Consider the following 23,768-nt stretch of genomic DNA (forward strand, 5'->3'; position numbering starts at 1 on the left):
ACCCGGGACGCTGTCAGCGCCCCTTGGCCTGTTCGTAGAGCGGCATGACTTTCGGGATGGCCGCCTGCAAGGCAGCGATCCGGCTGCTCGACGACGGGTGAGTGCTCATGAACTCTGGCGGCGCACCATTGCCGGCCTGGGCCATCTTCTGCCACAGGCTGACCGCGGCGTGCGGGTTGTAGCCGCTACGGGCGGCCAACTCCAGCCCCAGCAGGTCGGCCTCGTTCTCGTTACCCCGGCTGTTGGGCAGGGTCAGGCTGTACTGCACCACGGTATCGGCCATGGCCATAGCGCCCTCGCCGAGACCGAGCAGCGCACCGGCGCCCTGCTTGGCCAACGCCACGCCGTAGGCCTTGGACATAGCTTCGCGGCTATGCTCGCGCAGGGCATGGGCCATTTCATGGCCGATGATCGCGGCGATCTCATCGTCGTTCAGTTGCAGCTTGTCGATCAGCCCGCTGTAGAAGAGGATCTTGCCGCCCGGACCGCAGCTGGCATTCAGCTCGGGGCTCTTGATCAGGTTGACCTCCCACTGCCACTGCGCGGCATCGGGGCGGAAAACCGGCGCCTGCTTGATCAGGCGATCGGCAATCACCCGCAAACGCTTGGCATTGGCACTGCTCTTGTCCAGCACACCCTTGCTCGACGCCTCGCTCAGCGTCTGCTGATAGGACGTCGCATACATCTGATTGATCTCCTGGCTCGAGAGCATGCTGAACATGTACTGCTTGCGCTCGACACCTACCGCGCTACCGCTGGTGGTGTTCACGGCCTGGCATCCTGCCAGCAGCAAGGCCGCGGCCAGCGCGGTAAAGGACAACGTCTGGTTCATGCTGAGTCTCCATTGAGTATGCAGCGTATGCTAGGCCCGCCACCCCGTGCGAGCAACCGGCGATAGGCGGCAGGACGGCCAGCCATTCGTCATCGGCGCAAGACCCTGCGCTCGATCGCAATGCACGTCGCTTTGTTAGGGGCTGGCGGCAATAAGTTCCGCACCCAACTGACGCCAGTTACGCCGGGGTCAGGCACTCGGGGGCATTCAGTTTGGGATCGTTGACCAGATTGGCCAGCACCCGCTCGCGCAACAGCGGCTGCGGCCTGGCCAGCAGCGCCTCAAGCTCGGCCCGCGGCGTGTCTGCCGCCAGCCAGAGCGCCTGGGCGGCGGCATCGAGGATCAGCGGGCGACGCTGATTGGCCGCCGGCTGGGTCACCACCGCCGCACTGAGATAGACACAACCGTCGACCGGATAGGCCTCCCACAGCGCAGCGAAGTACAGCGTACTGTCCTCGCCGGTCAGCCAATACGGTCGCTTGCGCGCCGAGCCGCGCCATTCGTAAAAACCGTTGGCCGGCAACAAGCCGCGACGCAGGCGCAAGGCATCGCGGAACATCGGCTGCTCGGCCAGGGTTTCCGCCCGCGCCTGGGCCGGGGTTTTCGACAGATCCGTGAGCCAGGGCGGGGTCAACCCCCAGCGGGCGCGAACCAGCTGGCGCTCGCCGGCGACGGCACGCAGCAACAGGATCTGGGCGCCGGGCGCGATATTCCATTGCGGCTGCTGATCCGCAGGAAAACCGGGCAAGGCCGCAAACACCGGCGACCAACGGAACAGGGCATAACGTCCACACATGGGGGCAACTCGATAATAGGCCGGTAACGGGCCAGGCAATAGCAGATGCTGGAACAGGGAACACGCGGAAGCCGGGCGTAACTGTCGTGCAGCCAGTCTGCAGGCTAAACCGTTCGCTGGCATCCGGTGCGCGGGGCCGCCTGGGCCATGCGCACCACTGACAACCGGGTGCCTGGTGCGCACGGCGCACCCTACGAGCCGGTGTCACCGAAACAATAATTCTGAGACAGCCCACTAGCAGAGCAGCACGCCCTGGAAGTTCTCTGGCTCGTCATGGGCCAGCGGTTGCGCGGCATTGTACGTGGCAATCAACTGCTGTGCGCGCTCGGCCTGAACGGTGTCGACCATCAGGCCGAGCAGGCCACAGGCCGGCAGCTCGCCAACCGCACCGAGCAGGTGCTGGCCAGTCAGGTGGGCCTCGATGCCCTCACTGGCCAGCATGCCCAGGAGCAACTCGCCTTCCAGCAAGTCTTGCGGCTCGTAGATGCGCTGCATCAGTCGTTTTCTCCGCGCACATCGAGCGTCCAGTCAATGCCGTCGGTATGCAGATCGAAGACAATGGGCCGGCAGCACACCGGGCAATCCTCGATGTACTGTTGATCGCCGGCAGACAGGTCGAGCAGAGTCTCGGCCGACTCGCCACAGTACGGGCATTGATAAACCTGACTTTCCAACATCGCGGTCTCCCCATGACTTGTAGGTATAATCGCCGCCCTACGCTGGCCCGGGCACAGGTCCAGCCTCCTCAACATCCTGTTAACCACAGCCAACCACGACAAGAGAGCATGATGGGCGAATTCGATGCCATCCGACCTTACGCCGACTCCGAAGTACCCACTGTTCTGGCGCGCTTGCTGGCAGACGACGAGTTTCTCGACATCCTCACCCAGTATCGCTTCCCACGCCTGGCCGGCGCACTGGGCTGGCTGCTTAAACCACTTATAGCCTATCGGCTGCGCCTGGAGTTCAGCCAGGTCGCCTCGGTGGCGGCGCTGCAGGAGAAAGTAGAGGGTTACGTCGACCAGAGCATCGAGCGCGCCACCGATGGCGTGACCTATACCGGGGTCGAGCAACTCAAGAGCGGCAGCGCCTACCTGTTCCTGGCCAATCACCGCGACATCGTCATGGATCCGGCCTTCGTCAATTACGCGGTGTACCACGCCGGCCTGCCGACCCCGCGCATCGCGATTGGCGACAACCTGCTGCAGAAGCCTTTCGTCAGCGACCTGATGCGCCTGAACAAGAGCTTTATCGTGCATCGTTCGCTCAGCGGACGCCGCGAGAAACTCGCGGCCTACCAATTGCTGTCGGCCTATATCAATCACTCGATCCGCAACGATTGCGAGTCGATCTGGATCGCCCAGGCCGAAGGCCGCGCCAAGGATGGCAACGACCGCACCGACTCGGCGATCCTCAAGATGTTCCACATGAGTCGCAAGAACGAGCCCTTCGCCGAGGTGATCGCTGCACTGAAACTGACCCCGGTATCGATCAGCTATGAATACGACCCCTGCGACCAGGCCAAGGCCCGTGAACTGTTCATCCGCGCCAGCAGCGGCTGCTACAGCAAAAGCCCGGGCGAAGACGACCAGAGCATCGCCCTCGGCATTACCGGCTACAAGGGTCGCGTACACGTGCACTTCAGCGCGCCGGTGAGCAGTTGCCTGGAGGACAGCAAGCAACTGGCCGCCGAAATGGACAGGCAGATTCTCAGCGGCTACCGGCTATTCCCGGTGCACTACCTGGCCTACGCCATGTGGCCCGAGCGCGATCCGGCGCTCGACGTCCCCAGCGCAGCGCAGCTGTTTCCCGCCGAGGAACTGGCTCGCGCCGAAGCCGAGTGGAACAAGCGCCTGGCTCGCTGCCCGGTCGAACAGCAGCCCTATCTGGTGCTGCAATATGCCAATCCGGTGCGCAACCAATACCGGGTGAAGGCCGGCTTGCCGTTATAAGACCAGCGGCCTGGTGTAAACAAAAACGGCAGCCCATGGGCTGCCGCTTTTGTTTGAAGCCATTGTTGCTGCGTAGCGGCAATTCAGAGCTGGGTGCTGCCCCAGGACAGCGCGAGCGACATCGCCAGACTGACAAAGCCGAAACGAAAGAAAAACCGGTTCAGCCGCTGAGTCGGCGCGTCGAACACGCACACCTCATCGGCCATGTCCTTGGCCGCACCGCCCGCGCTCAAGCGTGCCACTGCGCGCTGCTCACGCACTCGGGTGGCCAGCAACAGCCAGCTCCCGGCAAGACCGAAGAACAGGGCCAGGGCATTCAAGGATTGGGCCGGGTGGGCAAGCAAGACCGCCCAGAGCACCTGCAACGACATCAGCAGCCTCCACAGCAAATTGGTGCACCGAGTAAATCCATGCACCACGAAAGGGGAAATGCCGGCGTTATCGGACGGAATGAAGGGATTACGCTGACCGTTCAGGCAAGGGAAAACTCGATTTTCCAGAGACAGGCGCTGACTTTCACGCCTCAAGCACTTCCATCAGTCGCACTCCACACCGCAGCAACCCACCAGACAATGCGAAATACAGGGCGCAGTTTACTGGAGCGGCCCTTTTAGAAGTTTCGTTTCCGACGAACGATGGTGCTAGCCCGAAATCGTCTGAGAATCGTCACATTCCTGGCCTAAGCTTTGAATCCTCTTCGACTACGCCACCGTCATCGCAGTACGGCGACGTATCCAACCTGCCCACGGAGGAACTGCCATGCTCACCCCACAACCGCTTGACCGTGACTACCTGATCGATTCGCTCGACGAAGTGGAAGCCGTGATCAACGAACTGTCCTTCAATGTTCAGGACCACCACTGGCTGGTCTATTGCGCCCTTGGCGGCCATGAACACTATGACCTGCCGGACATCGACCAATACACCGGCTTCAGCTTGCCGGAGTTTTACGCCGAAGCGGCCTGAGCCCCAGAAAGCCGAAAGCACGACCGCAACATCACTGACTCAAGAAAAAACGCCGTTTCCCTGCTACCGGAAAACGGCGTTCTTGTGTGCGCTACAGAGCCGGGACGGGCCAGCCCGGCAAGCCTGATCGAGAGGAAATGCGCTAACGCCCCCCCATCGGGCAGCGATTACTGGCTGAGCATTTGCCCAATGGTCGGATCCTTGAACGCACGGGTCAGCGCATCGCTCAACACATCACTGACCAGCTTGGTATTGGTTTCCTGGTTCGGCGCCATGCCGAAGCGCTGGTTCAACGAGGCACCGTAGCGACCGTTATAACGGCGCGCGCTGTTCTGCACGTCGACACGAAAGGTCGCGGTGATATCGGACTCGGTGACGTACAGGCCTTCTTTGGGTGACTGGTACTTCAGCTCGGCCAGGGTCAGGGTCAACTGCGGCGCATTGTAGGCGTTCGGCGTCGGGGTGAAGCCAAGCAGGCGCACCGCCGCTTCGGCCTGAGCCTGCAGTTTGGGCAGGATGTTCTGGCCGGTGACGCTGATCGCACTGGTTTCCGGATACAAGCCGCCTCGCGTGCCGAGCACCGGCGACGGCCGACCGTCGACAACCCTCACCACCACCGGCTGGCCTTGACCAACGGCGACCAGCGGGGCATTGATCTTGGGTTGCGGGCTGAGTTGTTGCGGACTGTGGGCACAGCCGACCAGGGTCAGGCTGACGACAGCGACCAGACCAAACAACAGGCGATGCAGCATGCTCATCTCTCCATGGGTGTGGGGCACAAAATTGCCGTGCAGTATAACCAGCAGCAGCATGGGCTAACAGCGCCGCTTTTCGAGGCCAGAGGGCTGCGTAACCGCTTTGTCATGCCGTTCTGGCATAAGACTTTAGTCGTCAATCGCCTTGAGCCCACACCATGCCTTCGCTCCGTTCCTGGCTCGCCCCGCGTCGCCCCATTCGCATGTTTGCCCTGCTCGACGAGCACGGCCTGTGCCGCGCCTTTCGCCAGTCAGCCCAGGCGCCACAAGGCTCTGGCTGGATCGAGGTCAATCAGCAGCAGCTCGGCTGGTTGCATAAACCGCTGCCCGCCAGCGCGCGTAGCGCCCCATCCGCGACACATTCGGCCGCCACCGAAGCCCTGCTGGCCTGACCGGAGGAAGGAAGAAAAGTCACTTCAGGCAATCAATTTCCTCGCTTTCGTCTTATAATCGCGCCCCGATTATAAGGACGTCTCCTGATCGGGCCTCGCCGTACCGCTGATGCATTAGCCATCGGGCACGCCCCAGAGAGTCGCCCACTTCGTGCAGCCCCTTCCGGCTCGCCGCCTTTACCCTAACGCAGAATACCTTGCAGCCATGCAACGGGAGCTTTGCGCGGGGAAAAAGGCAGGCCCGGGCGCACGAGCTTTTGAGGTTCACGGCTCCAAAAGAGCGTGAAAAAAACGGTTTCAACAACTTCACAAGAGTGTGGCGAAAATGAACGATCTTGCGGCGGGCAAATGCTCCGCTACCCCCTCCTGCCTCATCCCAGGACATCTCGGCGACTGCTGATAGGCGTTGTTTCACGCTTAGGCCTCTGGCCGTCAATTGGGTGCTGTATTTTTAGGAGACGTGGTAATGGCGCATAACGATTACGAAACGGTAGATGCGGTGCTGGTTGGCGCCGGCATCATGAGCGCGACCTTGGCCGTGCTACTGAAAGAGCTAGATCCGACCCTCAAGCTGGAAGTCATCGAATTGATGGAGTCCGGGGCGATCGAAAGCTCCAATCCCTGGAACAACGCAGGTACCGGCCATGCCGGGCTGTGCGAACTGAACTACACGCCGCCAGCGGCGGATGGTTCGATCGACATCAAGAAGTCGGTGACCATCAACACCCAGTTCGAGGAGTCGAAGCAGTTCTGGGCCTATTTAGTCAAGAAAGGCACCTTCGGCTCGCCCAAGTCCTTCATCACCCCGGTGCCGCACCTGAGCTTCGTGCGCGGCCATGAAGGTATCGACTTCCTCAAGACGCGCTTCAAGGCACTCACCCAGCACCACGCCTTCGCCGACATGGAATACACCGAAGACCGCGCCACCATGGCCAAGTGGATGCCACTGATGCTGCCGGGGCGCGATCCCAACGAACCGATTGCCGCGACCCGGGTCATGGCCGGCACCGACGTCAACTTCGGCACCCTGACCAAACACCTGCTCGACCACCTGGGCACACAGCCCAACGCACGGGTCAAATGCAGCCAGAAGGTCACCGGCCTCGAGCGCAACGAGCAAGGCTGGCGCGTCAGCATCAAGGATCTGCAGAACGGCGGTCAGCGCACCATCCAGGCCAGGTTCGTCTTCCTCGGAGCCGGCGGTGCCGCCCTGCCGTTGCTGCAGATGTCCGGCATCCCGGAAGGCAAAGGTTACGGCGGTTTCCCGGTGAGCGGCCAGTGGTTGCGCTGCGACAACCCCGAAGTGGTCAAACAGCACGAAGCCAAGGTCTACAGCCAGGCCGAAGTGGGTTCGCCGCCGATGTCGGTACCGCACCTCGACACCCGCGTGGTCGACGGCAAGAAATCCCTGCTGTTCGGGCCCTACGCCGGCTTCTCGACCAAATTCCTGCGCCACGGCTCCTTGCTCGATCTGCCGCTGTCGATCCGCCCCGGCAACATCGGCCCGATGCTCGCGGTCGCACGCGACAACTTCGACCTGACGCGCTACCTGATCAAGGAAGTAATGCAGTCCGATGAAAAACGCCTGAACACCCTGCGCGGTTTCTACCCCCTGGCGAAAGCCGAGGACTGGCGCCTGGAAATGGCCGGTCAGCGCGTGCAGATCATCAAGAAAGATGCCAAGCACGGCGGCATCCTGCAATTCGGCACCGAACTGGTCGCGGCCCGGGACGGCTCCATCGCCGCCCTGCTCGGCGCATCGCCAGGCGCCTCGGTGACCGTGTCGATCATGCTTGACCTGCTGCAGCGCTGCTTCCCCAAGCAGGTTGCATCCGAGCAGTGGCGCAGCAAGCTGAACGAGATCTTCCCCGCCACGGCCGAGGTGCTCGCCAACGACGCCGAACGCTACAGCGAGGTGCAGGCGCGTTCCGACGAACTGCTGCAACTGAACGAGCCGGCAATGGCTTGATCCCGCTGCAGAACTGAAAAACCGCCTCCCGAGGCGGTTTTTTTATGGCTATGTACCAGTTAGGTGTTGCATGGGACGTTTGGGCAGCTTGCAAGGGCCGCAATAGGTCGGGTGCGCCGTGCGCACCAAGAGTCTGCAGCCAGCGCTGGCGCGCACGGCGCACCCTACGGGGTTAGATCCTTCACACTAAGCGCCGAAGCCTGAACGCAACATGTTAGTGGGACATGGCCTTTTTTTGGTGCTTCGCGGAACGTAGGGGAAGTGCCACTTTCGCCGGATGGCTGAGTGTAGCGATGCCCCTCGCAGATCGATCAGCGCCGCCCTAGGCGGAGGCCGCCAAGGGATAGAAGCTGAAATACTGACGCAACGCATCGACCATCTCGACGAACTCTGCTGGCGGCTTCACCAGAGCGAAGCCGGAGTCAAAACTGCCTGGCGTGACATCCTCGCGGCACCATTGGCAGGTAGCGGAGAAGTCGATAAAGCGCTGCGCATTCTGCCCTGGAATCTTCAAGCGCATCTCGAAGCGCGCGCCCACCAGCAACGGCAGTTGACTGATCAACATCAGGCCGTCCAACGACACATTGCCGATATAGCCCATTGGCTTATCGGTAATACGATTGAACACCTTCAGATAATAAGGCAACTGCTGACGCTCTATTCGACGCTGCGTAGGCATAATGGCAAATCGCTATGAATGGCCTTTAAGTATGGCCGCACTACTGCTCTTAAACCAGTTTCAGGAACAGCGCTCTGACACCCGGTCACGTAGCTGGCGACGAGCGGCATCGAGCTGTTCATCACTGTAGTAGGTCCGCTCGCCATTCGCCTCGGAGTGGAAATAGCGGCGCCCCTCCGGGATCTGCGCCAACCTGCTACGCAGCTCGCCGCACTCCTGCGCACGCAGGGCTTGGCGTTCGGCTGAAACAGTCGAAGCCTGCGCCTGCTCGGCGCGGCGCGCCTCATGAAAGCGCGCGGTACGCTCCTGGCGTTCACGGGTCGCCTCGTCACGCTCGATCACCTGCGGCCTGACCTCGACCTGCTCGGCTCCGGGAGCAACAGGCCGTTGCCCGAAATGCACCTGGCCATTGGCATCGACCCAACGGTAAATCTCTGCCGCTGCCAATCCAGGCAACAACAATAGACAAAGCAACAGACGCATACATTTCCTCCCTGAATGATTCGTCAGCTTACCTCTGCCATGCCACATCGCCAAACCCTGCGACCAGCGGTCAGAGTGCCGTGGAGGCGGCCTTGGCCGCTCCTGCAGGACGGTAATGACCCAACTGCCGCAAGGTCTCCAGGCGGGCGCGAGCACGGAACGCATATTCGCTGGCGGGATAACGGCTGATGATGAACTCGTAAGTCTGCGCCGCATCGACGAACAGATTTTGCCGCTCCAGGCACTGGCCACGCAGCAGGGAGATTTCCGGCTGCAGGTAGCCACGCGAACGACTTTTGCGCTCGGCCCGGGATAACTCCAGCATGACCTGCGGACAATCGCCCCGCTCGTAGGCGCGATAGGCGTTGTTCAAATGATGGTCGAGCGACCAACGGGTACAGCCGGCGGCGCCGAGCGCCAGGATCAGAATCAACAGGGTTCGCATGGGTCTCTCCTCCACTGAGCAGGGTATCGACCGATACGCAAAAATCTGCAGGACACCACCGACACCCGGCTCAGGCACCCGCGTGCAACCCAGCCGCCAGCCGCCGTGTCCACTAAGCTGATACAGATCAACGCCAGCAGCGCCCCCATGCGCTGCAATGTGCAGCTAATCCACAGCGAGGTCCAGGCCATGAATCTGCAACAGCTACTGGTTGTCATCGATCCCCAGCAGACGCCCCAGCCGGCACTCGATCGGGCAGTCTGGCTGGCACGCAAGACCCGCGCGCAACTGCACCTGCTGCTGGTCGAATACAACGCCGCCCTGGAAGCCGGCCATCTGTTCGATACGGCCATGCAAAGCCGGGGACGGGCCGCCCTGATCGAGCGGGGCACGGCATGGCTGGAGGAATTGGCTGCGCCGCTGCGGGCCGAGGGCCTGGAGGTGCATCTGGACGTGCGCTGGGGCAGGCCGCTGCACAAGCTGGTCCTGGAGAAAGTGGCCGAACTGGCGCCGGACCTTGTGCTCAAGTCCACCGTTCACGACAGCCTGCTACGCCGGCTGCTGCTGACCAACAGCTGCTGGCAGTTGATCCGCCATTGCCCGATACCGCTATGGCTGGTGCACCATGCCGAGTGGCAGGGCCACAGCCTGTGCGCGGCGCTCGATCCGCTGCACAGCGCCGACAAACCGGCGGCGCTCGACCATCAACTGATTCGCGCCGCCAGCGAGCTGAGCGGTCAATTGGGCATGCGGGCTCACTATCTGCACAGTTATTCCCCGCTACCGCGCACCCTGATGTTCGATGCCCAACTGGTCGCCAATTACGACGACTATGTCGCCCGCTGCGCCGCCCAGCACCGCGAGGCCTTCGAGCAGTTGATCGGCCACTATCCGATCGCCACGCCCGACACCCACCTGATCGAGGGTTTCGCCGAAGAAGTGCTGCCACGCTTCGTTCGCGAGCAGCATGTCGACCTGCTGCTGATGGGCGCCATCGCCCGCGGCCACCTGGATACGGCCCTGATCGGGCATACCGCGGAACGTATTCTGGAGAACCTGGACTGCGATCTATTGGTACTCAAACCTGAGCAGGCGTAGACACAACCGCCGCGTCGAAAGGTAGTGCAGAGCAACAATGACTACAGGGTTACGCCGTAGTAGCCTCGCGCTCAATCGCAACTCAGGAGTCAGCGCATGACCTTTCGCCGTACCAAAATCGTCGCCACCCTTGGTCCTTCGAGCAATTCGCCCGAGGTTCTCGAGCAGCTGATCGTTGCGGGTCTGGATGTTGCCCGCCTGAACTTCTCCCACGGCACTCCCGACGAGCACAAGGCCCGCGCCAAGCTGGTGCGCGAACTGGCCGCCAAGCACGGCCGGCATGTCGCCCTGCTCGGCGACCTGCAAGGACCGAAGATCCGCATCGCCAAGTTCGCCTGCAAGCGCATCGAACTCAAGGTCGGCGACCGCTTCACCTTTTCCACCAGCCATCCGCTGACCGAAGGCACCCAGGCAATCGTCGGCATCGACTACCCGGACCTGGTCAAGGACTGTGGCGTCGGCGACGAACTCTTGCTCGACGACGGTCGGGTGGTGATGCGCGTGGACAGCGCCGATGCCGACGCCCTGCACTGCTCGGTACTGATCGGCGGCCCACTGTCCGACCATAAAGGCATCAACCGTCGCGGCGGTGGCCTGACCGCGCCGGCGCTGACCGAAAAGGACAAGGCCGACATCATCCTCGCCGCCGAGATGGACCTGGATTACCTGGCCGTGTCCTTCCCGCGCGACGCCTCGGACATGGAGTACGCGCGCAAACTGCGCGACGAGTCGGGCGGCAGCGCCTGGCTGGTGGCCAAGATCGAACGCGCCGAAGCGGTGGCCGACGACGAAACCCTCGACGGCCTGATCCGCGCCAGCGACGCGGTCATGGTCGCCCGCGGCGACCTCGGCGTGGAGATCGGCGACGCCGAACTGTGCGGCATCCAGAAGAAGATCATTCTGCATGCGCGCCGCCACAACAAGGCGGTGATCACGGCGACGCAGATGATGGAGTCGATGATCCAGAACCCGATGCCGACCCGCGCCGAAGTCTCCGACGTAGCCAACGCCGTGCTCGACTACACCGACGCGGTGATGCTCTCGGCGGAAAGTGCCGCCGGCGCCTACCCGCTGGAAGCGGTGCAAGCCATGGCGCGGATCTGCGTCGGCGCCGAGAAGCACCCGACCAGCAAAGCCTCCAGCCATCGCATGGGCACGACCTTCGAGCGTTGCGACGAAAGCATCGCCCTGGCGGCCATGTACACGGCCAACCACTTCCCGGGCGTCAAAGCGATCATCGCCCTGACCGAAAGCGGCTACACCCCGCTGATCATGTCGCGGATTCGCTCCTCGGTGCCGATCTACGCTTTCTCCCCGCACCGCGCTACCCAGGCCCGCGCCGCCCTGTTCCGCGGCGTCTACACCGTGCCCTTCGACCCGGCGGCCCTGCCCCCGGAACAAGTCAGCCAGGCGGCCGTGGACGAACTGCTCAAACGTGGTGTGGTCAAGCCGGGCGACTGGGTGATCCTGACCAAGGGCGACAGCTACCACACCATCGGCGGCACCAACGGCATGAAGATCCTGCATGTCGGTGAAGCGCTGGTGTAGCACCTGCGCCGTAACGCCAAAAGGCCGCTCGATCGAGCGGCCTTTTCGTTTGTGCAGCGTAGGGTGCGCCACGCGCACCAAGGGCTCCATGGAAACTGCCGGTGCGCATGGCCTAGGCGGCCCCGCACACCCTACGAGCCGGCGGTCAGCCGAATTTGGAGAAATCCGGCGCGCGCCGCTGGATAAAGGCCGTCAACGCTTCGATGGCCTCCGGCGAGCGCAGGCGCTGGCCGAACAGCGCGCCCTCCTCCTCGATCACCCGGCGCAACTCGTCACGACCCGGTGCGCGCATCAGGCGCTTGCTGTCGGCTACCGCCGCGGGCGCCAGGTGCTGGAAACGCAGAGCCATCTCGCGGGCCTTGGCCAGGGTCGCGGCGCCGTCCTCCAGGGCCTGATTGGCTATGCCCCAGGCGGCCGCCTGCTCGCCACTGAAGCCTTGTCCCAGCAGCAACAGCTCGGCCGCCCGCGCATGGCCGAGCAGGCGCGGCAGGATCAGGCTGGAACCGTATTCGGGGCACAAGCCCAGGTTGACGAAGGGCATTCTCAGGCTCGCCTCGCGGCTGACGTAGACCAGGTCGCAATGCAACAGCAGGGTAGTGCCTATGCCCACCGCCGGCCCGCTGACCGCCGCCACCACCGGCTTGCTGAACTCGAACAGGGCCTGCATGAACCGGAACACTTCACTGTTCAGACCGGCCGGCGGCGCCTGGATGAAATCGGCCACATCGTTGCCGCTGGTGAAGCAATCCTCGCCGCCGGTGATCAGCACGGCGCGCACGCTGGCGTCCCGATCGGCCTGTTCGAGCACCTCGGCCATGGCGCTGTACATCGCCCGGGTCAGGGCGTTTTTCTTGTGCAACCGATTCAGGCGCAGGGTCAACAGACCCTCTTCGCGCTCGACCAACAGGTGTTCGCTCATCACTCATGCTCCGGGATCACGCCGCAGAGGTGGTTATCAGGCGTGCGGTAAAAACAGGTCGGCAAACATCTGGTTACGCGGCATGCCTGCCAGATACAGGCGCCGGGTAAAGGTTTCGACACTGTCGGGGTGGCCGCAGAGTAAGGCGAGGGTTTGCCGGGAAACAAGGCGCAGTTCGGCCAAAGCCGCCGGCAACTCGGCCGCGTCGAGCAGCTCGACCTGCAGCTGCGGATGCTCCGTCACCAGCTGCGCCAGGGGCTCGGCCAGGTAATGCCCGCTTCGCTCATGGGCCAGGTGAATGACCCGGATGCTGCCCTGGTGACCCTGGCGCAGTGCTTCGCGCAGCACCCCATACAGCGGCGCCAGCCCGGTGCCGGCCGCCAGCAGCCAGAGCGGGCGCATCTGCCAGTCGGCATCGTAGTGCAAGGCGCCGCCGCGCAGTTCACCGAGACGCAAGGCATCGCCCGGCTTGAAAGCCCGCGCCGCATCGCTGAACGCGCCGCTATGACGGCAGTCCAGGTGGAACTCCAGCCAGGGGTCTTCGTCCGGCAGGCTGGCCAGCGAATAAGGCCGGGCAATCCCCGTATCGGTCCAGAGCACCAGATGCTGGCCGGCCCGGTAACGCAGCGGTTGCTGCGGGATCAGGCGCAGGCGCAGCACATCCGGGCCGAGCCAGTCGCAGGCAGCGATCCGCGCGGGGCGGCCATCGCGCAGCGGATCGAACACCTCGACCTGCAGGTCGTCGACGATCCGGCACTGGCATGCCAGCCGCCAGCCCTGCTGGCGACGCTGCGGGTCGAGCGCCTCGGGTTTGCCATCCAGCGGTTCTCCGCGCAGGCAACGCACCAGGCAGGCATGGCAACTGCCCGAACGGCAGCTATAAGGCACGGCAACCCCACCCTGCAGCAGGGCATCGAGCAGGTTGCTGGCAGGCGCAACGGTCAGCCGTTGCTCACCCACCCGAAGCTCAGGCATCGGCATCCTCCCAGGCCGCCGCGCAACGGTTACGTCCGCTGCGCTTGGCCCGATAGAGCGCCTGATCGGCGCGTTGCAGCGCCTCATCCAGATCATCGTGCATGGTCAGCAAGGTCATTCCGATGGACAAGCTCAGAGTATCCACCTTAATGCCCACGGGTTCAGCCTGATTGAAGGCCTCGCGCAAGCGCTCGCAACAGGCGGTGAACTGATCGGACTGGGTGTTGGGCAGCAACAGCACGAACTCCTCGCCGCCGTAACGGGCGATGACGTCGCCATCGCGCAGACAGGCCTGGGCCACACCGGCGAAGGTCTGCAGCACGCGATCGCCGGCGGCGTGGCCGTGGGTATCGTTGATCCGCTTGAAGTGATCCAGATCGATCAGCGCCAGGCCGTGCTGGCGTCCCACGCGCAGGCTTTCCAGCGCGCTCTTGGCAAAGCGCAGGAAATGGCGGCGGTTGAACAGGCCGGTCAATTCGTCGGTGGCCACCAGGTCTTCGAGCTGGCGCATCATTCCGCGCAGGGTGTCCTGGTGCGCCTGCAAGGCGAAGCGGCGCTGGCGCATACGCTGACGCATGGCCTGCACATAGCTGGCGAACAGGCTCAGCCAGAGCATCACGCCACCCAGCACGCTGACCTGCAAGATGGCCAGAGCGGGATCGGCCAGCCGGTTCACAAAGGCTTCATAAAGATTCAGTCCGGCAAAGCCGAAAAAAGCGATCAGCGCGCAGCGCGCAAACACCCGGGGCGGTAACTGGAACACGCCGAACAACAGGATCACTACGTAGATTGCCAGCAAGGCGCCGCGGCCATTGGCAAACATGCCCAGCAACAGCGTCAACCAGATCAGGGCCACCAGCACCTGCGCTTCGGTCAGGCTGGGGTCACGAAAACGCAGGTTCTGCCCGGAGACAAACAGGCCGAGAAACACCAACTGGCTCAGTGTCGCCAGCCCGGTAAGCAACAGCGCAGTCGCTATCGAGGCACGAAACAGATCGTTGAATAGCGCGACCCAGCACAACAGCCCCGTCAGGGCGTAGGTCGCCGTCGCCATGCCGAATCGCTTCAGCAGCAGGCGTTGCAGGGTATGCTGAGTGACCCGCTGATGGCTTAGGCTCATGGGGACTTATGGGCTCCATCCCATACCGGCATTCAGCCAGCAACTCTACGCCTGTGCTGAGCAAATGCCCAGCATGTTCAGCGGGCGATCAGCGACCAAGGTCGACCGCCGGCGGCTGTCCGCCCAGGCACCTGCGCGTTATACTGCCGCGCCTTTTTTACTGCGCCCGCGCGTCGATTCGTGGTTCGCCGCCGAAGCTTCTGCACTACTCCCAGCTTTACAACTCCTACCTTCACAAAAGGAGCGCCAAGCATGACCGTGATCAAGCAAGACGACCTGATCCAGAGCGTCGCCGATGCCCTGCAGTTCATCTCCTACTACCACCCCGTGGATTTCATCCAGGCCATGCACGAGGCCTACCTCAAGGAAGAATCCCCGGCCGCGCGCGACTCCATGGCGCAGATCCTGATCAACTCGCGCATGTGCGCCACCGGCCACCGGCCGATCTGCCAGGACACCGGCATCGTCACCGTATTCATCCGCGTCGGCATGGACGTGCGCTGGGACGGCGCGACCATGAGCGTCGACGACATGATCAATGAAGGTGTACGACGCGCCTACAACCTGCCGGAGAACGTCCTGCGCGCCTCGATCCTGGCCGACCCGGCAGGCAGCCGCAAGAACACCAAGGACAACACCCCGGCGGTGATCCACTACTCCATCGTCCCCGGCGACAAGGTCGAAGTGGACGTCGCGGCCAAGGGCGGCGGCTCGGAGAACAAGTCGAAAATGGCCATGCTCAACCCGTCCGACTCGATCGTCGACTGGGTGCTCAAGACCGTGCCGGAAATGGGCGCCGGCTGGTGCCCGCCGGGCATGCTCGGGATCGGCATCGGCGGCACCGCCGAGAAAGCCGCGCTGATGGCCAAGGAAGTGCTGATGGAGTCCATCGACATCCATGAGCTGAAGGCCCGTGGCCCGCAGAACCGCATCGAAGAGCTGCGCCTGGAACTGTTCGACAAGGTCAACCAGTTGGGCATCGGCGCCCAGGGCCTCGGCGGCCTGACCACGGTACTCGACGTCAAGATCATGGACTACCCGACCCACGCCGCCTCCCTGCCGGTGTGCATGATCCCCAACTGCGCCGCCACCCGTCACGCCCACTTCGTCCTCGACGGCACAGGCCCGGCCGAGCTGGAGGCGCCGGATCTGGACGCCTACCCGGAAATCGTCTGGGAAGCCGGCCCGAGCGCCCGCCGGGTGAATCTCGACACCCTGACCCCGGAAGACGTGCAGAGCTGGAAGCCGGGCGAGACCGTATTGCTCAACGGCAAGATGCTCACTGGCCGCGACGCCGCGCACAAGCGCATGGTCGAAATGCTCAACAAGGGTGAACAGCTGCCGGTCGACCTGAAAGGCCGCTTCATCTACTACGTCGGCCCGGTCGATCCGGTGCGCGAAGAAGTGGTCGGCCCGGCCGGCCCGACTACGGCCACGCGGATGGACAAGTTCACCCGGCAGATCCTCGAAAGCACCGGTCTGCTCGGCATGATCGGCAAGTCCGAGCGCGGTCCGATTGCCATCGAGGCGATCAAGGACAACCAGGCCGTGTACCTGATGGCCGTCGGCGGCGCCGCCTACCTGGTGTCGCAGGCGATCAAGAAATCGCGCGTGGTGGCCTTCGCCGAACTGGGCATGGAAGCCATCTACGAGTTCGAAGTGAAAGACATGCCGGTGACCGTCGCGGTCGACACCAAGGGCGAGTCGGTGCACATTACCGGCCCGGCGATCTGGCAGAAGAAGATCCACGACAGCCTGGCCGTCGAGATCAAGTAAGCTAGCGCGCGTGCCCCGACAAACCCGGCCTGCCCTGCAGGCCGGGTTTGTCATTTTGCAAATCCCCTATTCGATCGAAACTCCGCCATGTCCCTGCCCCAGCACCATCTCGAACTGCTCAGCCCAGCCCGCAACGTCGACATCGCCAAGGAAGCCATCCTGCATGGCGCCGACGCCGTGTATATCGGCGGCCCCGGCTTCGGCGCGCGCCACAACGCCAGCAACAGCGTGGCGCAGATTGCCGAGCTGGTGCAGTTTGCCCAGCTGTTCCATGCGCGGGTGTTCGTCACCCTCAACACCATCCTGCATGACGACGAACTGGAACCGGCGCGGCAGATGATCCGGCAGCTGTACGAGGCCGGGGTCGATGCGTTGATCGTGCAGGACATGGGCGTGATGGAGCTGGATATTCCGCCCATCGAGATCCACGCCAGCACCCAGTGCGATATCCGCACCCTGGACAAGGCCCGTTTTCTCGCCGCTGCCGGCTTCTCCCAGCTGGTGCTGGCGCGCGAGCTGAACCTGGAAGAAATTCGCCGCATCAGCCAGAGCGTCGACTCGGCCATCGAGTTCTTTATCCACGGCGCGCTGTGCGTGGCGTTTTCCGGGCAGTGCAACATCTCCCATGCGCAGACCGGACGCAGCGCCAACCGTGGCGACTGCTCCCAGGCCTGCCGCCTGCCCTACACCCTCAAGGACGACCAAGGCCGCGTGGTGGCCTATGACAAGCACCTGCTGTCGATGAAGGACAACAACCAGACCGCCAACCTGGCCGACCTGGTGGATGCCGGCGTGCGCTCGTTCAAGATCGAGGGCCGCTACAAGGACATGAGTTATGTGAAAAACATCACCGCGCATTACCGCCGCGAGCTGGACGCCATACTCGACCAGCGCCCGCACCTGGCCCGCGCCTCCAGCGGCCGCACCGAGCACTTCTTCATCCCCGACCCGGACAAGACTTTCCACCGCGGCAGCACCGACTACTTCGTCAAGGATCGCCTGGTCGACATCGGTGCCTTTGACTCGCCGACCTTCACCGGTCTGGCGGTGGGCCGGGTGGAAAAGGTCAACAAGCGCGACCTGATCGCCGTCACCGACACGCCGCTGGCCAATGGCGACGGCCTCAATGTGCTGGTCAAGCGCGAAGTGGTGGGCTTTCGCGCCAACGTCGCCGAACTCAAGGGCACCTTTTATGAAGAAGGCGAGGAAGGCGGCGCGCCACGCTGGCGCTACCGCGTCGAACCCAACGAGATGCCCGAGGCCCTCGGCCGCCTGCGCCCGCTGCACCCGCTCAACCGCAACCTGGATCACAACTGGCAGCAGGCGCTGCAGAAGACCTCCGCCGAGCGCCGGGTGGCGGTCAACTGGCAACTGGCCCTGGACGGCGAGCAGTTGCGGCTGAACGTCAGTAGCGAAGAGGGCATCAGCGCCAGCGTCAGCCTGGCCGGCCCCTTCGCCGCCGCCAAGGACGCCAGGCAGGCCCGCGAGCAGTTGAGCGATACCCTGAGCAAGCTGGGCACCACGAATTACTACGTCACCGACGTACGGATCGACGCCGAGACGCTGCCCTTCATTCCCGGTTCCCAGCTCAAAGCCCTGCGCCGTGAAGCCATCGGCGCCTTGACCTCCGCCCGTCAGGCCGCCCACCCGCGCGGCGCGCGCAAGCCGGTCAGCGTACCGCCACCGGTGTATCCCGAGTCCCACCTGACCTTCCTGGCCAATGTCTATAACGCCAAGGCCCGGGCCTTCTACCAGCGCTACGGCGTGCAGCTGATCGACGCGGCCTTCGAGGCCCACGAGGAAACCGGCGAGGTGCCGGTGATGATCACCAAGCACTGCCTGCGCTTCTCCTTCAACCTCTGCCCCAAGCAGGCCAAGGGCGTCACCGGCGTACGCACCAAGGTCGCGCCCATGCAGCTGATCCACCAGAACGAAGTACTGACCCTGACATTCGACTGCAAGCCCTGCGAGATGCACATCAGCGGCAAGATCAAGGGCCACATCCTCAACCAGCCCCAGCCGGGCAGCGCCGCCAGCCAGCGCAACATCGTCGGCCAGATCACCCCGGAAGACCTGCTCAAGAGCATCAAGAAAAAACCCGGCAGCCACTGAGGAACTGCCGAAGTCCCGCGGTTCAGCCGGGCGACTCCGGGTAATTCGACAGGCGGGCGGGCGCGCCATTCTCGAGCGCCCTAGTGTCGCGACAGCGTTGAAATGTCGGTATGTGGTGCCTGCTGCTTTTGTAGACATCTGTGGGAACGGCTGGGCGGCACTCCGCCGCCCGACCGCTCCCACGAAAAGCGACAGATGATTCGTGTCGCGACACCAGGAGGCTGTCCGAGAACAGACTCAGAAGGCCACATTGACCCCGGTGTAGAAGGAACGGCCCATTCCAGGCACCGCGACGCCCCACTCGATGCCATTCATCGACATGGTCCGGCCCTGGGCGGTGTAGGCACCACCGGTGGGCTGGAAGTAGAACTTGTCCGCCAGGTTCTCCACGCCGAAGTCCAGCCGCACCTTGTCCCAGCTGTGGCTCAAGCGCAGATTGAACAGGGTGTAGCCGGCCGTCTGGATCTCGTTGCGCACGTCGGAGCCGTCGTTCTTCGACTGCACGCTAACCATCTCCAGGCTGTTGCTCCAGCCGCCGAGTTGCTGAGTCAGGGTCAGCGTGGTGTTGAGCGGCATGATGTTGTACAGCTCATCGCCGCTGTCGCGGTTCTTGCCGTTGCTGTAGTTGACCAGCCCGGTGAAACCCCACTGGCCCAGCCCATTGCTGGCCAGCGGCAGGCGCCCGGCAATGTCCACGCCATAGATGCGCGCCGACTGGTTGGCGTACTGCAACACGTTGAACTGCTCCGGGACAATCGTCTTGCCCGGCAGGCTCACGGCGTCGATGTAATCGTTGACCCGGGTGTAGAACGGCGTGACCTTGAGTTCGTGGCTGCGATCGCTGCTGTGCCAGTCGAAGGTGGCCGAGGCGATGTGCGCCGCTTCCGGCTTGAGGTCGACGTTGCCGACATAGCCATTGCCGTCGCCGACGAAGTTGTTCATGGTCGCGGCCATGGCCCAGCTGGACCAGGTGTAACGCTCATACAGGTTGGGCGAACGCACCTTGCGCGCCACGCCGAACTCGATATCCAGATTGGCGTCGTGGCTGTAATGCGCCAGAGCCGTCAGATCCCAGTTGTTGTCGTTCTGACTGCGGTCGCTGGCATTGAAGGCGGCCGCTTCGACGAGCTGGCCGCCCCCCGCGTGACCATAGCCGTGCACCTCATCGGCATCGCTGGCCACATGTTCGTAACGCACGCCCAGCAGGGTCAGCCAGCTCGGGCTGAGCTGCGCTTCCCACTCGCCGAACAGGCCGAGGCGATCGCGCTCGCCGTCGTTGATGTTGTCGAAGGTATTCGGCCACATGCCACCACCCGAGGCCGGCCAGAAATCATTGAGGCGATAGCGCTGGTAGTCACCGCCGACCCGCAGCAGGTCGCGCTCGCTCAGCTCGATGCTGGCCTTGACGCTGCCGCCGAGGGTCTTGCCTTCGCTCTCCATCGGCATGCCGGCGGCGCAGGTCGGGGAAATCGGGTTGCAGGCACGGCTGTCCGTGCTGCCGGGAACCATCGACTGCATGCCATACCAGAAGCGCTTGTCCGGGCCGAAGTCCATCTTGTGCTCGACCTTCTCGTGATAGACCAGGGTCTCCAGATCGCCCCAATCGAACAGGCTCAGGTAACGCAGGCTGATGCGCTCCTGGGTGTTGTCGGTCATGTCCATGCGCTGGTTGGGGAACAGCTCCTCTGGTACGTGCTGGTAACCGAGCTTGAGTTCCAGCAGATCCTCGCCCAGCTTGAGCGCCATGCTCAGATCATGGTTTTCCTTCTCGTAGGCGCTGGAGGCCACTTCATCCAGCGGCGAGCCGTTGCCGAGCTGGCCGGTGCTGGTGCTGTTCTTGAAGTCGTCGCCGGCCATGTAGTTGTTGGCCTTGCTGTAGCTGCCGGCATAACGAATGTTGAACACATCGTTGGCATGGGTGGCGGAGAAGTTGCCGCCACGCGCATCGTTATTGCTGCGCAAGAAGGCGCCCACCTCCCCCTTGTTGATGCTCGCCGCCCCCGGCGCGGCGAACTCTGGCGCGGTGCTCTCGGCGATGATGGTGCCACCGATGCTGTCGCCACCGACGCTGACCGGGGTGATGCCGGCAAATACCTGGAGCTTGCCCAGATTGCTCGGGTCGATATAGGACAAGGCCGGGTTCATATGGTTGGGGCAGGAAGACACCAGATCCATACCATCGACCTTGATCCGCAGACGGTCATCGGCCAGGCCGCGGATGACCGGCAGACTGGAAATCCCCCCGGCGCCGTTGAGGCTGACGCCGGGCACAGCGCGCAACAGCGAGGCCGTGTCGCTGGTCGTCGGGCTCAGGTTGCGCAGGGTTTGCGGCGAAACCGCGGTGGCACCGAGCGGCACTTGCTCGGCCGTGACCAGGGTGGGTTCAAGTTGCAGCGCTCCGGCAACGGCAGGCTGCGATGGCGCGGCGTGCTCAGCGTGCAAATCGGAATTGGCGGTTTCTACGGCCAGCGCCAACGGGCTGAACAAAACCAACAGGGCGGCGCAGGTGCGGGAATCGACACGGATACGGGACATGGGACATTTCTCTAGGCACAGGTAATGAGCAGCGCAAGACCCGCACGCGCACCCAAGGGGCGACAGCGCACGACGGCCAGGCGGCAGACAACAAGGTGGCAACCGACGGTTGCCCAGGCACTAGAAAATGGGCGGAGCGCGGGTCAGCGCACCAGGGAATACGCTGTCACGGCTTGCCGCCAGCGGCGCCGGCAGCGTACTCAGGGGGGACGGCGCCAGGCAGGGCGACGCCTGCGGCGCACTGCCGGGAACGGCCGGCGAACTCAACAGCAGGGTGCAATAGCCGCACTTCGCCCAATCCAGCCCATGGGCGACGCTTGGCGACTTCTCATGCTCACTGCTACAGGCCAGCTCGCTACGCCAGTCCGCTTCGCTGTCGCCCTGGTTCAAGCCCTGCCCCAGCAACGGCCCGACCAGCAGCAACAGCATGGCCAACAGGCCAAGCCGGCTGCAGTAGCGGGTACCTTGCGAATATGACAAGAGCTCTATCCTTGACCGGGAAACATGACGAACGGCGGCATGCTAGCGCAAAGGCGGTGCGTCCCGGGCTGGGACAGAAGGTCGCAGCGAGTCAGTGCGCCTATGCATGGCGGCCCCGGAATAAAGCCGAGCCGCTGCTCAAGTTAATGATCCGCGTCAGGATTTCCCGCAGCCGATAGCGTGATACTGGCACTCTGCCGGCTGCAGGACGCAGCCCGAGAGTTTGATACGAGAACAATCATGACATCCGCACTGGAATCTCTGATCCGCTGCCTGGCGACCCTGCTGCCCGGAGAACTGCGCCCCAGCGAACTGCCGCAACTGCTCACGCCGCGCCGGCACTCACCGCTGCTCGACCAACGTCGGGCAACCATGATCGTAAACCGCGTGCGGTTGTTCGCCTTCCTGTTTGCCGTGCTCACCCCCTTGTGGGCAGTGATCGACATCATGATTTTCGACTTCAGCCTGTGGGCCGGGCTGGCACTGTTCCGCGTCCTGGCCAGCGGCGCCTTCGTCTGCCTGCTGCTGTTCTATCGCCCCAGCGGCAACCTGTTCGAAGCCTACCGCGCCATCACCCTGCTGTTCGCCATACCCACGCTGTTCTACGTAGCCTCGCACACCCTGCTCGGCAGCCATCAGCTCACCGAATTTTCCGCGGCGGCGGCCACTGGTTATGCCTTCCTGCCCTTCGTGCTGATGGCCGGGCTGTCCATCTTCCCCCTCACCCTGAAGGAGAACCTGACCCTGGCCAGCCTGTTGCTGCTGGCTCAGGGCCTGGCTGGTTATCTGGGCTGGTCGACCCTCAACTGGCCCTCCTTCGCCGGCGGCTTCTGGCTGCTGATCCTGATTGCCGGAGTCACCGCCCTGGCCAGCATGAGCCAGCTGGCGTTCATGATCGCCCTACTGCGCCAGGCCATTCACGACCCGCTGACCGGCATGCTCTCGCGCGGCAGCGGCGAGGAGATCCTCGACCTGCACTGGGGCGGCGCGCAGCGCAACGACAGCTACCTGAGCCTGGCCTTCATCGACCTCGATCACTTCAAGGCGATCAACGACAACTTCGGCCATGATGCCGGCGACCGCATCCTCTGCGCTTTCGCCACCCACCTGCAGAACAACCTGCGCGACGCCGACAGCCTGCTGCGCTGGGGTGGCGAAGAGTTCCTCCTGATCATGCCCAACACCGACATGGCCCAGGCCGACCAGGCCCTGCAGCGCCTGATGCAGCACGGCCTGGGCAACCGCCCGGACGGCAGCCCGCTGACCGCCAGCATCGGCCTGGCCGAGCGCCGCCATGACCAGGCGCCAAGCTGCCACGAGCTACTGGAGCTGGCCGACCGGCGCATGTACCTGGCCAAACAAGGCGGCCGCAACCGGATATACGGCCACAACAGCCTCGCCACCCAGCAAGCGTAATGTTGCCAGGCTGCGACCGGCATCGCGCCCAGCCCCATCGTCCATGGCCGGCGGGGCGAGCGTGGTTTTCCCAGCCTCTCGGTGGCTGTCGGGCCACCTCACGCCAGCGGCTCATCATCGCGAATGAGGGTGTAGTGCCTGCCCTGCTGGCCCTCGTCGTAGTCATGTACATAGAACATCACCACCTCGCCCAGCCCAGCCATGCTCGCCACATAGTCGCCGATGTCGGCCACGAAGAAGCCGGCCGAACCGGGCTTGGCCTCGCACTCGATATAGGCGGTGACGAACGCCTCGGGCGCGGCATCGCCGAAGAAGTCGGCTCGCTCGAGTTCGTCCCAGTCGGCAGGTGCCTGGAACGCGCCGGTGAACAGGACTTTGGCATCGCCGAGGTCCAGTTCTTCGGCGTCGGGATCATCTTCATCCGGCCGGTAGACGGTGCAGTCCCGGGCGTCCGGATGGCCGAGAATGGTCAGGCGCTGCTGGGGGTCGATCGGGGGCATGGGAATCTCCTTGGGTCAGG

At 63.6% G+C, this 23,768-nt stretch carries 24 protein-coding genes; 9 read left to right on the forward strand and 15 right to left on the reverse strand.

Annotated elements, in window-relative coordinates:
- Positions 1–13: 13 nt before the first annotated feature.
- From BM315_RS18870 to BM315_RS18885, 4 genes are all read right to left on the reverse strand, one after another.
- Positions 14–832: a M48 family metallopeptidase gene (locus BM315_RS18870; protein WP_090504090.1), complete on the reverse strand. Its 819-nt coding sequence runs from the start codon at positions 830–832 to the stop codon at positions 14–16.
- A gap of 178 nt (positions 833–1,010) precedes the next feature.
- The gene (locus BM315_RS18875; RefSeq protein WP_090504093.1) at positions 1,011–1,628 is read right to left on the reverse strand and encodes an SOS response-associated peptidase; all 618 of its coding nucleotides are present in this window, start codon (positions 1,626–1,628) and stop codon (positions 1,011–1,013) included.
- A gap of 234 nt (positions 1,629–1,862) precedes the next feature.
- Positions 1,863–2,123, reverse strand: a complete 261-nt coding sequence (locus BM315_RS18880) for a putative signal transducing protein (protein ID WP_090504095.1) — start codon at positions 2,121–2,123, stop codon at positions 1,863–1,865.
- Positions 2,123–2,305 (reverse strand): CPXCG motif-containing cysteine-rich protein, encoded by a 183-nt coding sequence (locus BM315_RS18885; RefSeq protein WP_090504097.1) that lies wholly within the window; start codon positions 2,303–2,305, stop codon positions 2,123–2,125. Before BM315_RS18885 ends, BM315_RS18880 begins: the two co-directional genes overlap by 1 nt.
- Positions 2,306–2,413: 108 nt before the next feature.
- Here BM315_RS18885 and BM315_RS18890 point away from each other — a divergent pair, with 108 nt between their 5' ends.
- Positions 2,414–3,580, forward strand: a complete 1,167-nt coding sequence (locus tag BM315_RS18890; RefSeq protein ID WP_090504100.1) for a 1-acyl-sn-glycerol-3-phosphate acyltransferase — start codon at positions 2,414–2,416, stop codon at positions 3,578–3,580.
- Positions 3,581–3,663: 83 nt separating this feature from the next.
- Here the strand turns inward: BM315_RS18890 and BM315_RS18895 are convergent, their stop codons facing one another.
- On the reverse strand, positions 3,664–3,951 hold the full coding sequence (locus tag BM315_RS18895) for a hypothetical protein (RefSeq protein WP_090504102.1): 288 nt from the start codon (positions 3,949–3,951) through the stop codon (positions 3,664–3,666).
- 388 nt (positions 3,952–4,339) lie between these two features.
- Here BM315_RS18895 and BM315_RS18900 point away from each other — a divergent pair, with 388 nt between their 5' ends.
- Complete coding sequence (locus BM315_RS18900; RefSeq protein ID WP_090504104.1) at positions 4,340–4,546, forward strand: hypothetical protein; 207 nt, start codon at positions 4,340–4,342, stop codon at positions 4,544–4,546.
- Positions 4,547–4,713: 167 nt separating this feature from the next.
- Here the strand turns inward: BM315_RS18900 and BM315_RS18905 are convergent, their stop codons facing one another.
- Positions 4,714–5,298, reverse strand: coding sequence for a YajG family lipoprotein (locus tag BM315_RS18905; RefSeq protein ID WP_090504224.1), 585 nt, complete (start codon positions 5,296–5,298; stop codon positions 4,714–4,716).
- 161 nt (positions 5,299–5,459) lie between these two features.
- On the opposite strand from BM315_RS18905, the gene BM315_RS18910 reads away from it, so the two are divergent.
- Both BM315_RS18910 and mqo read left to right on the forward strand, forming a co-directional pair.
- The gene (locus tag BM315_RS18910) at positions 5,460–5,693 is read left to right on the forward strand and encodes a hypothetical protein (RefSeq protein ID WP_090504107.1); all 234 of its coding nucleotides are present in this window, start codon (positions 5,460–5,462) and stop codon (positions 5,691–5,693) included.
- A gap of 466 nt (positions 5,694–6,159) precedes the next feature.
- Positions 6,160–7,662 (forward strand): malate dehydrogenase (quinone), encoded by a 1,503-nt coding sequence (mqo, locus tag BM315_RS18915; RefSeq protein WP_090504108.1) that lies wholly within the window; start codon positions 6,160–6,162, stop codon positions 7,660–7,662.
- A gap of 322 nt (positions 7,663–7,984) precedes the next feature.
- On the opposite strand, the gene BM315_RS18920 is transcribed toward mqo, so the two are convergent.
- From BM315_RS18920 to BM315_RS18930, 3 genes are all read right to left on the reverse strand, one after another.
- Complete coding sequence (locus BM315_RS18920; protein ID WP_090504111.1) at positions 7,985–8,341, reverse strand: PilZ domain-containing protein; 357 nt, start codon at positions 8,339–8,341, stop codon at positions 7,985–7,987.
- A gap of 60 nt (positions 8,342–8,401) precedes the next feature.
- Positions 8,402–8,824: a DUF4124 domain-containing protein gene (locus BM315_RS18925; RefSeq protein ID WP_090504113.1), complete on the reverse strand. Its 423-nt coding sequence runs from the start codon at positions 8,822–8,824 to the stop codon at positions 8,402–8,404.
- A 70-nt stretch (positions 8,825–8,894) separates the two neighbouring features.
- Positions 8,895–9,269, reverse strand: coding sequence for a tetratricopeptide repeat protein (locus BM315_RS18930; RefSeq protein ID WP_090504145.1), 375 nt, complete (start codon positions 9,267–9,269; stop codon positions 8,895–8,897).
- A gap of 189 nt (positions 9,270–9,458) precedes the next feature.
- Here BM315_RS18930 and BM315_RS18935 point away from each other — a divergent pair, with 189 nt between their 5' ends.
- Together BM315_RS18935 and pyk are read left to right on the forward strand one after the other, a co-directional pair.
- A complete protein-coding gene (locus BM315_RS18935) occupies positions 9,459–10,367 on the forward strand; it encodes a universal stress protein (RefSeq protein WP_090504227.1) in 909 nt (302 codons plus the stop codon).
- Between the two features lie 96 nt (positions 10,368–10,463).
- The gene (pyk, locus tag BM315_RS18940) at positions 10,464–11,915 is read left to right on the forward strand and encodes a pyruvate kinase (RefSeq protein WP_090504147.1); all 1,452 of its coding nucleotides are present in this window, start codon (positions 10,464–10,466) and stop codon (positions 11,913–11,915) included.
- A 145-nt stretch (positions 11,916–12,060) separates the two neighbouring features.
- On the opposite strand, the gene BM315_RS18945 is transcribed toward pyk, so the two are convergent.
- Genes BM315_RS18945 through BM315_RS18955 form a run of 3 tightly spaced genes read right to left on the reverse strand, consistent with a single transcriptional unit; the run spans position 12,061 to position 14,929 of the window.
- Positions 12,061–12,834: an enoyl-CoA hydratase gene (locus BM315_RS18945; RefSeq protein WP_090504148.1), complete on the reverse strand. Its 774-nt coding sequence runs from the start codon at positions 12,832–12,834 to the stop codon at positions 12,061–12,063.
- A 36-nt stretch (positions 12,835–12,870) separates the two neighbouring features.
- Positions 12,871–13,809 carry an iron-sulfur-binding ferredoxin reductase gene (locus tag BM315_RS18950; protein ID WP_090504151.1) on the reverse strand — a complete coding sequence of 313 codons (939 nt, stop codon included), beginning with the start codon at positions 13,807–13,809 and terminating at the stop codon, positions 12,871–12,873.
- Positions 13,802–14,929, reverse strand: a complete 1,128-nt coding sequence (locus BM315_RS18955) for a GGDEF domain-containing protein (protein ID WP_090504153.1) — start codon at positions 14,927–14,929, stop codon at positions 13,802–13,804. The genes BM315_RS18950 and BM315_RS18955 overlap by 8 nt, the downstream gene beginning before the upstream one ends.
- Positions 14,930–15,181: 252 nt before the next feature.
- Between BM315_RS18955 and BM315_RS18960 the strand changes: the two genes are divergently transcribed.
- Together BM315_RS18960 and BM315_RS18965 are read left to right on the forward strand one after the other, a co-directional pair.
- Entirely contained in the window at positions 15,182–16,705 is a 1,524-nt protein-coding gene (locus BM315_RS18960; protein WP_090504156.1) for a fumarate hydratase, read from the forward strand.
- Between the two features lie 87 nt (positions 16,706–16,792).
- The gene (locus BM315_RS18965; RefSeq protein WP_090504158.1) at positions 16,793–18,817 is read left to right on the forward strand and encodes a peptidase U32 family protein; all 2,025 of its coding nucleotides are present in this window, start codon (positions 16,793–16,795) and stop codon (positions 18,815–18,817) included.
- Between the two features lie 237 nt (positions 18,818–19,054).
- Here BM315_RS18965 and BM315_RS18970 read toward each other — a convergent pair whose 3' ends face one another.
- On the reverse strand, positions 19,055–21,352 hold the full coding sequence (locus BM315_RS18970; RefSeq protein ID WP_090504160.1) for a TonB-dependent receptor plug domain-containing protein: 2,298 nt from the start codon (positions 21,350–21,352) through the stop codon (positions 19,055–19,057).
- Between the two features lie 120 nt (positions 21,353–21,472).
- Positions 21,473–21,832 carry a DUF2946 domain-containing protein gene (locus BM315_RS18975; protein ID WP_244527328.1) on the reverse strand — a complete coding sequence of 120 codons (360 nt, stop codon included), beginning with the start codon at positions 21,830–21,832 and terminating at the stop codon, positions 21,473–21,475.
- Between the two features lie 240 nt (positions 21,833–22,072).
- Here BM315_RS18975 and BM315_RS18980 point away from each other — a divergent pair, with 240 nt between their 5' ends.
- Positions 22,073–23,248 (forward strand): GGDEF domain-containing protein, encoded by a 1,176-nt coding sequence (locus BM315_RS18980; protein ID WP_090504162.1) that lies wholly within the window; start codon positions 22,073–22,075, stop codon positions 23,246–23,248.
- A gap of 98 nt (positions 23,249–23,346) precedes the next feature.
- Here the strand turns inward: BM315_RS18980 and BM315_RS18985 are convergent, their stop codons facing one another.
- Positions 23,347–23,748: a hypothetical protein gene (locus BM315_RS18985; protein ID WP_090504165.1), complete on the reverse strand. Its 402-nt coding sequence runs from the start codon at positions 23,746–23,748 to the stop codon at positions 23,347–23,349.
- Positions 23,749–23,768 lie beyond the last annotated feature (20 nt).

The sequence above is a fragment of the Pseudomonas borbori genome, from assembly GCF_900115555.1.
In the GTDB taxonomy this organism is placed as follows: domain Bacteria; phylum Pseudomonadota; class Gammaproteobacteria; order Pseudomonadales; family Pseudomonadaceae; genus Aquipseudomonas; species Aquipseudomonas borbori.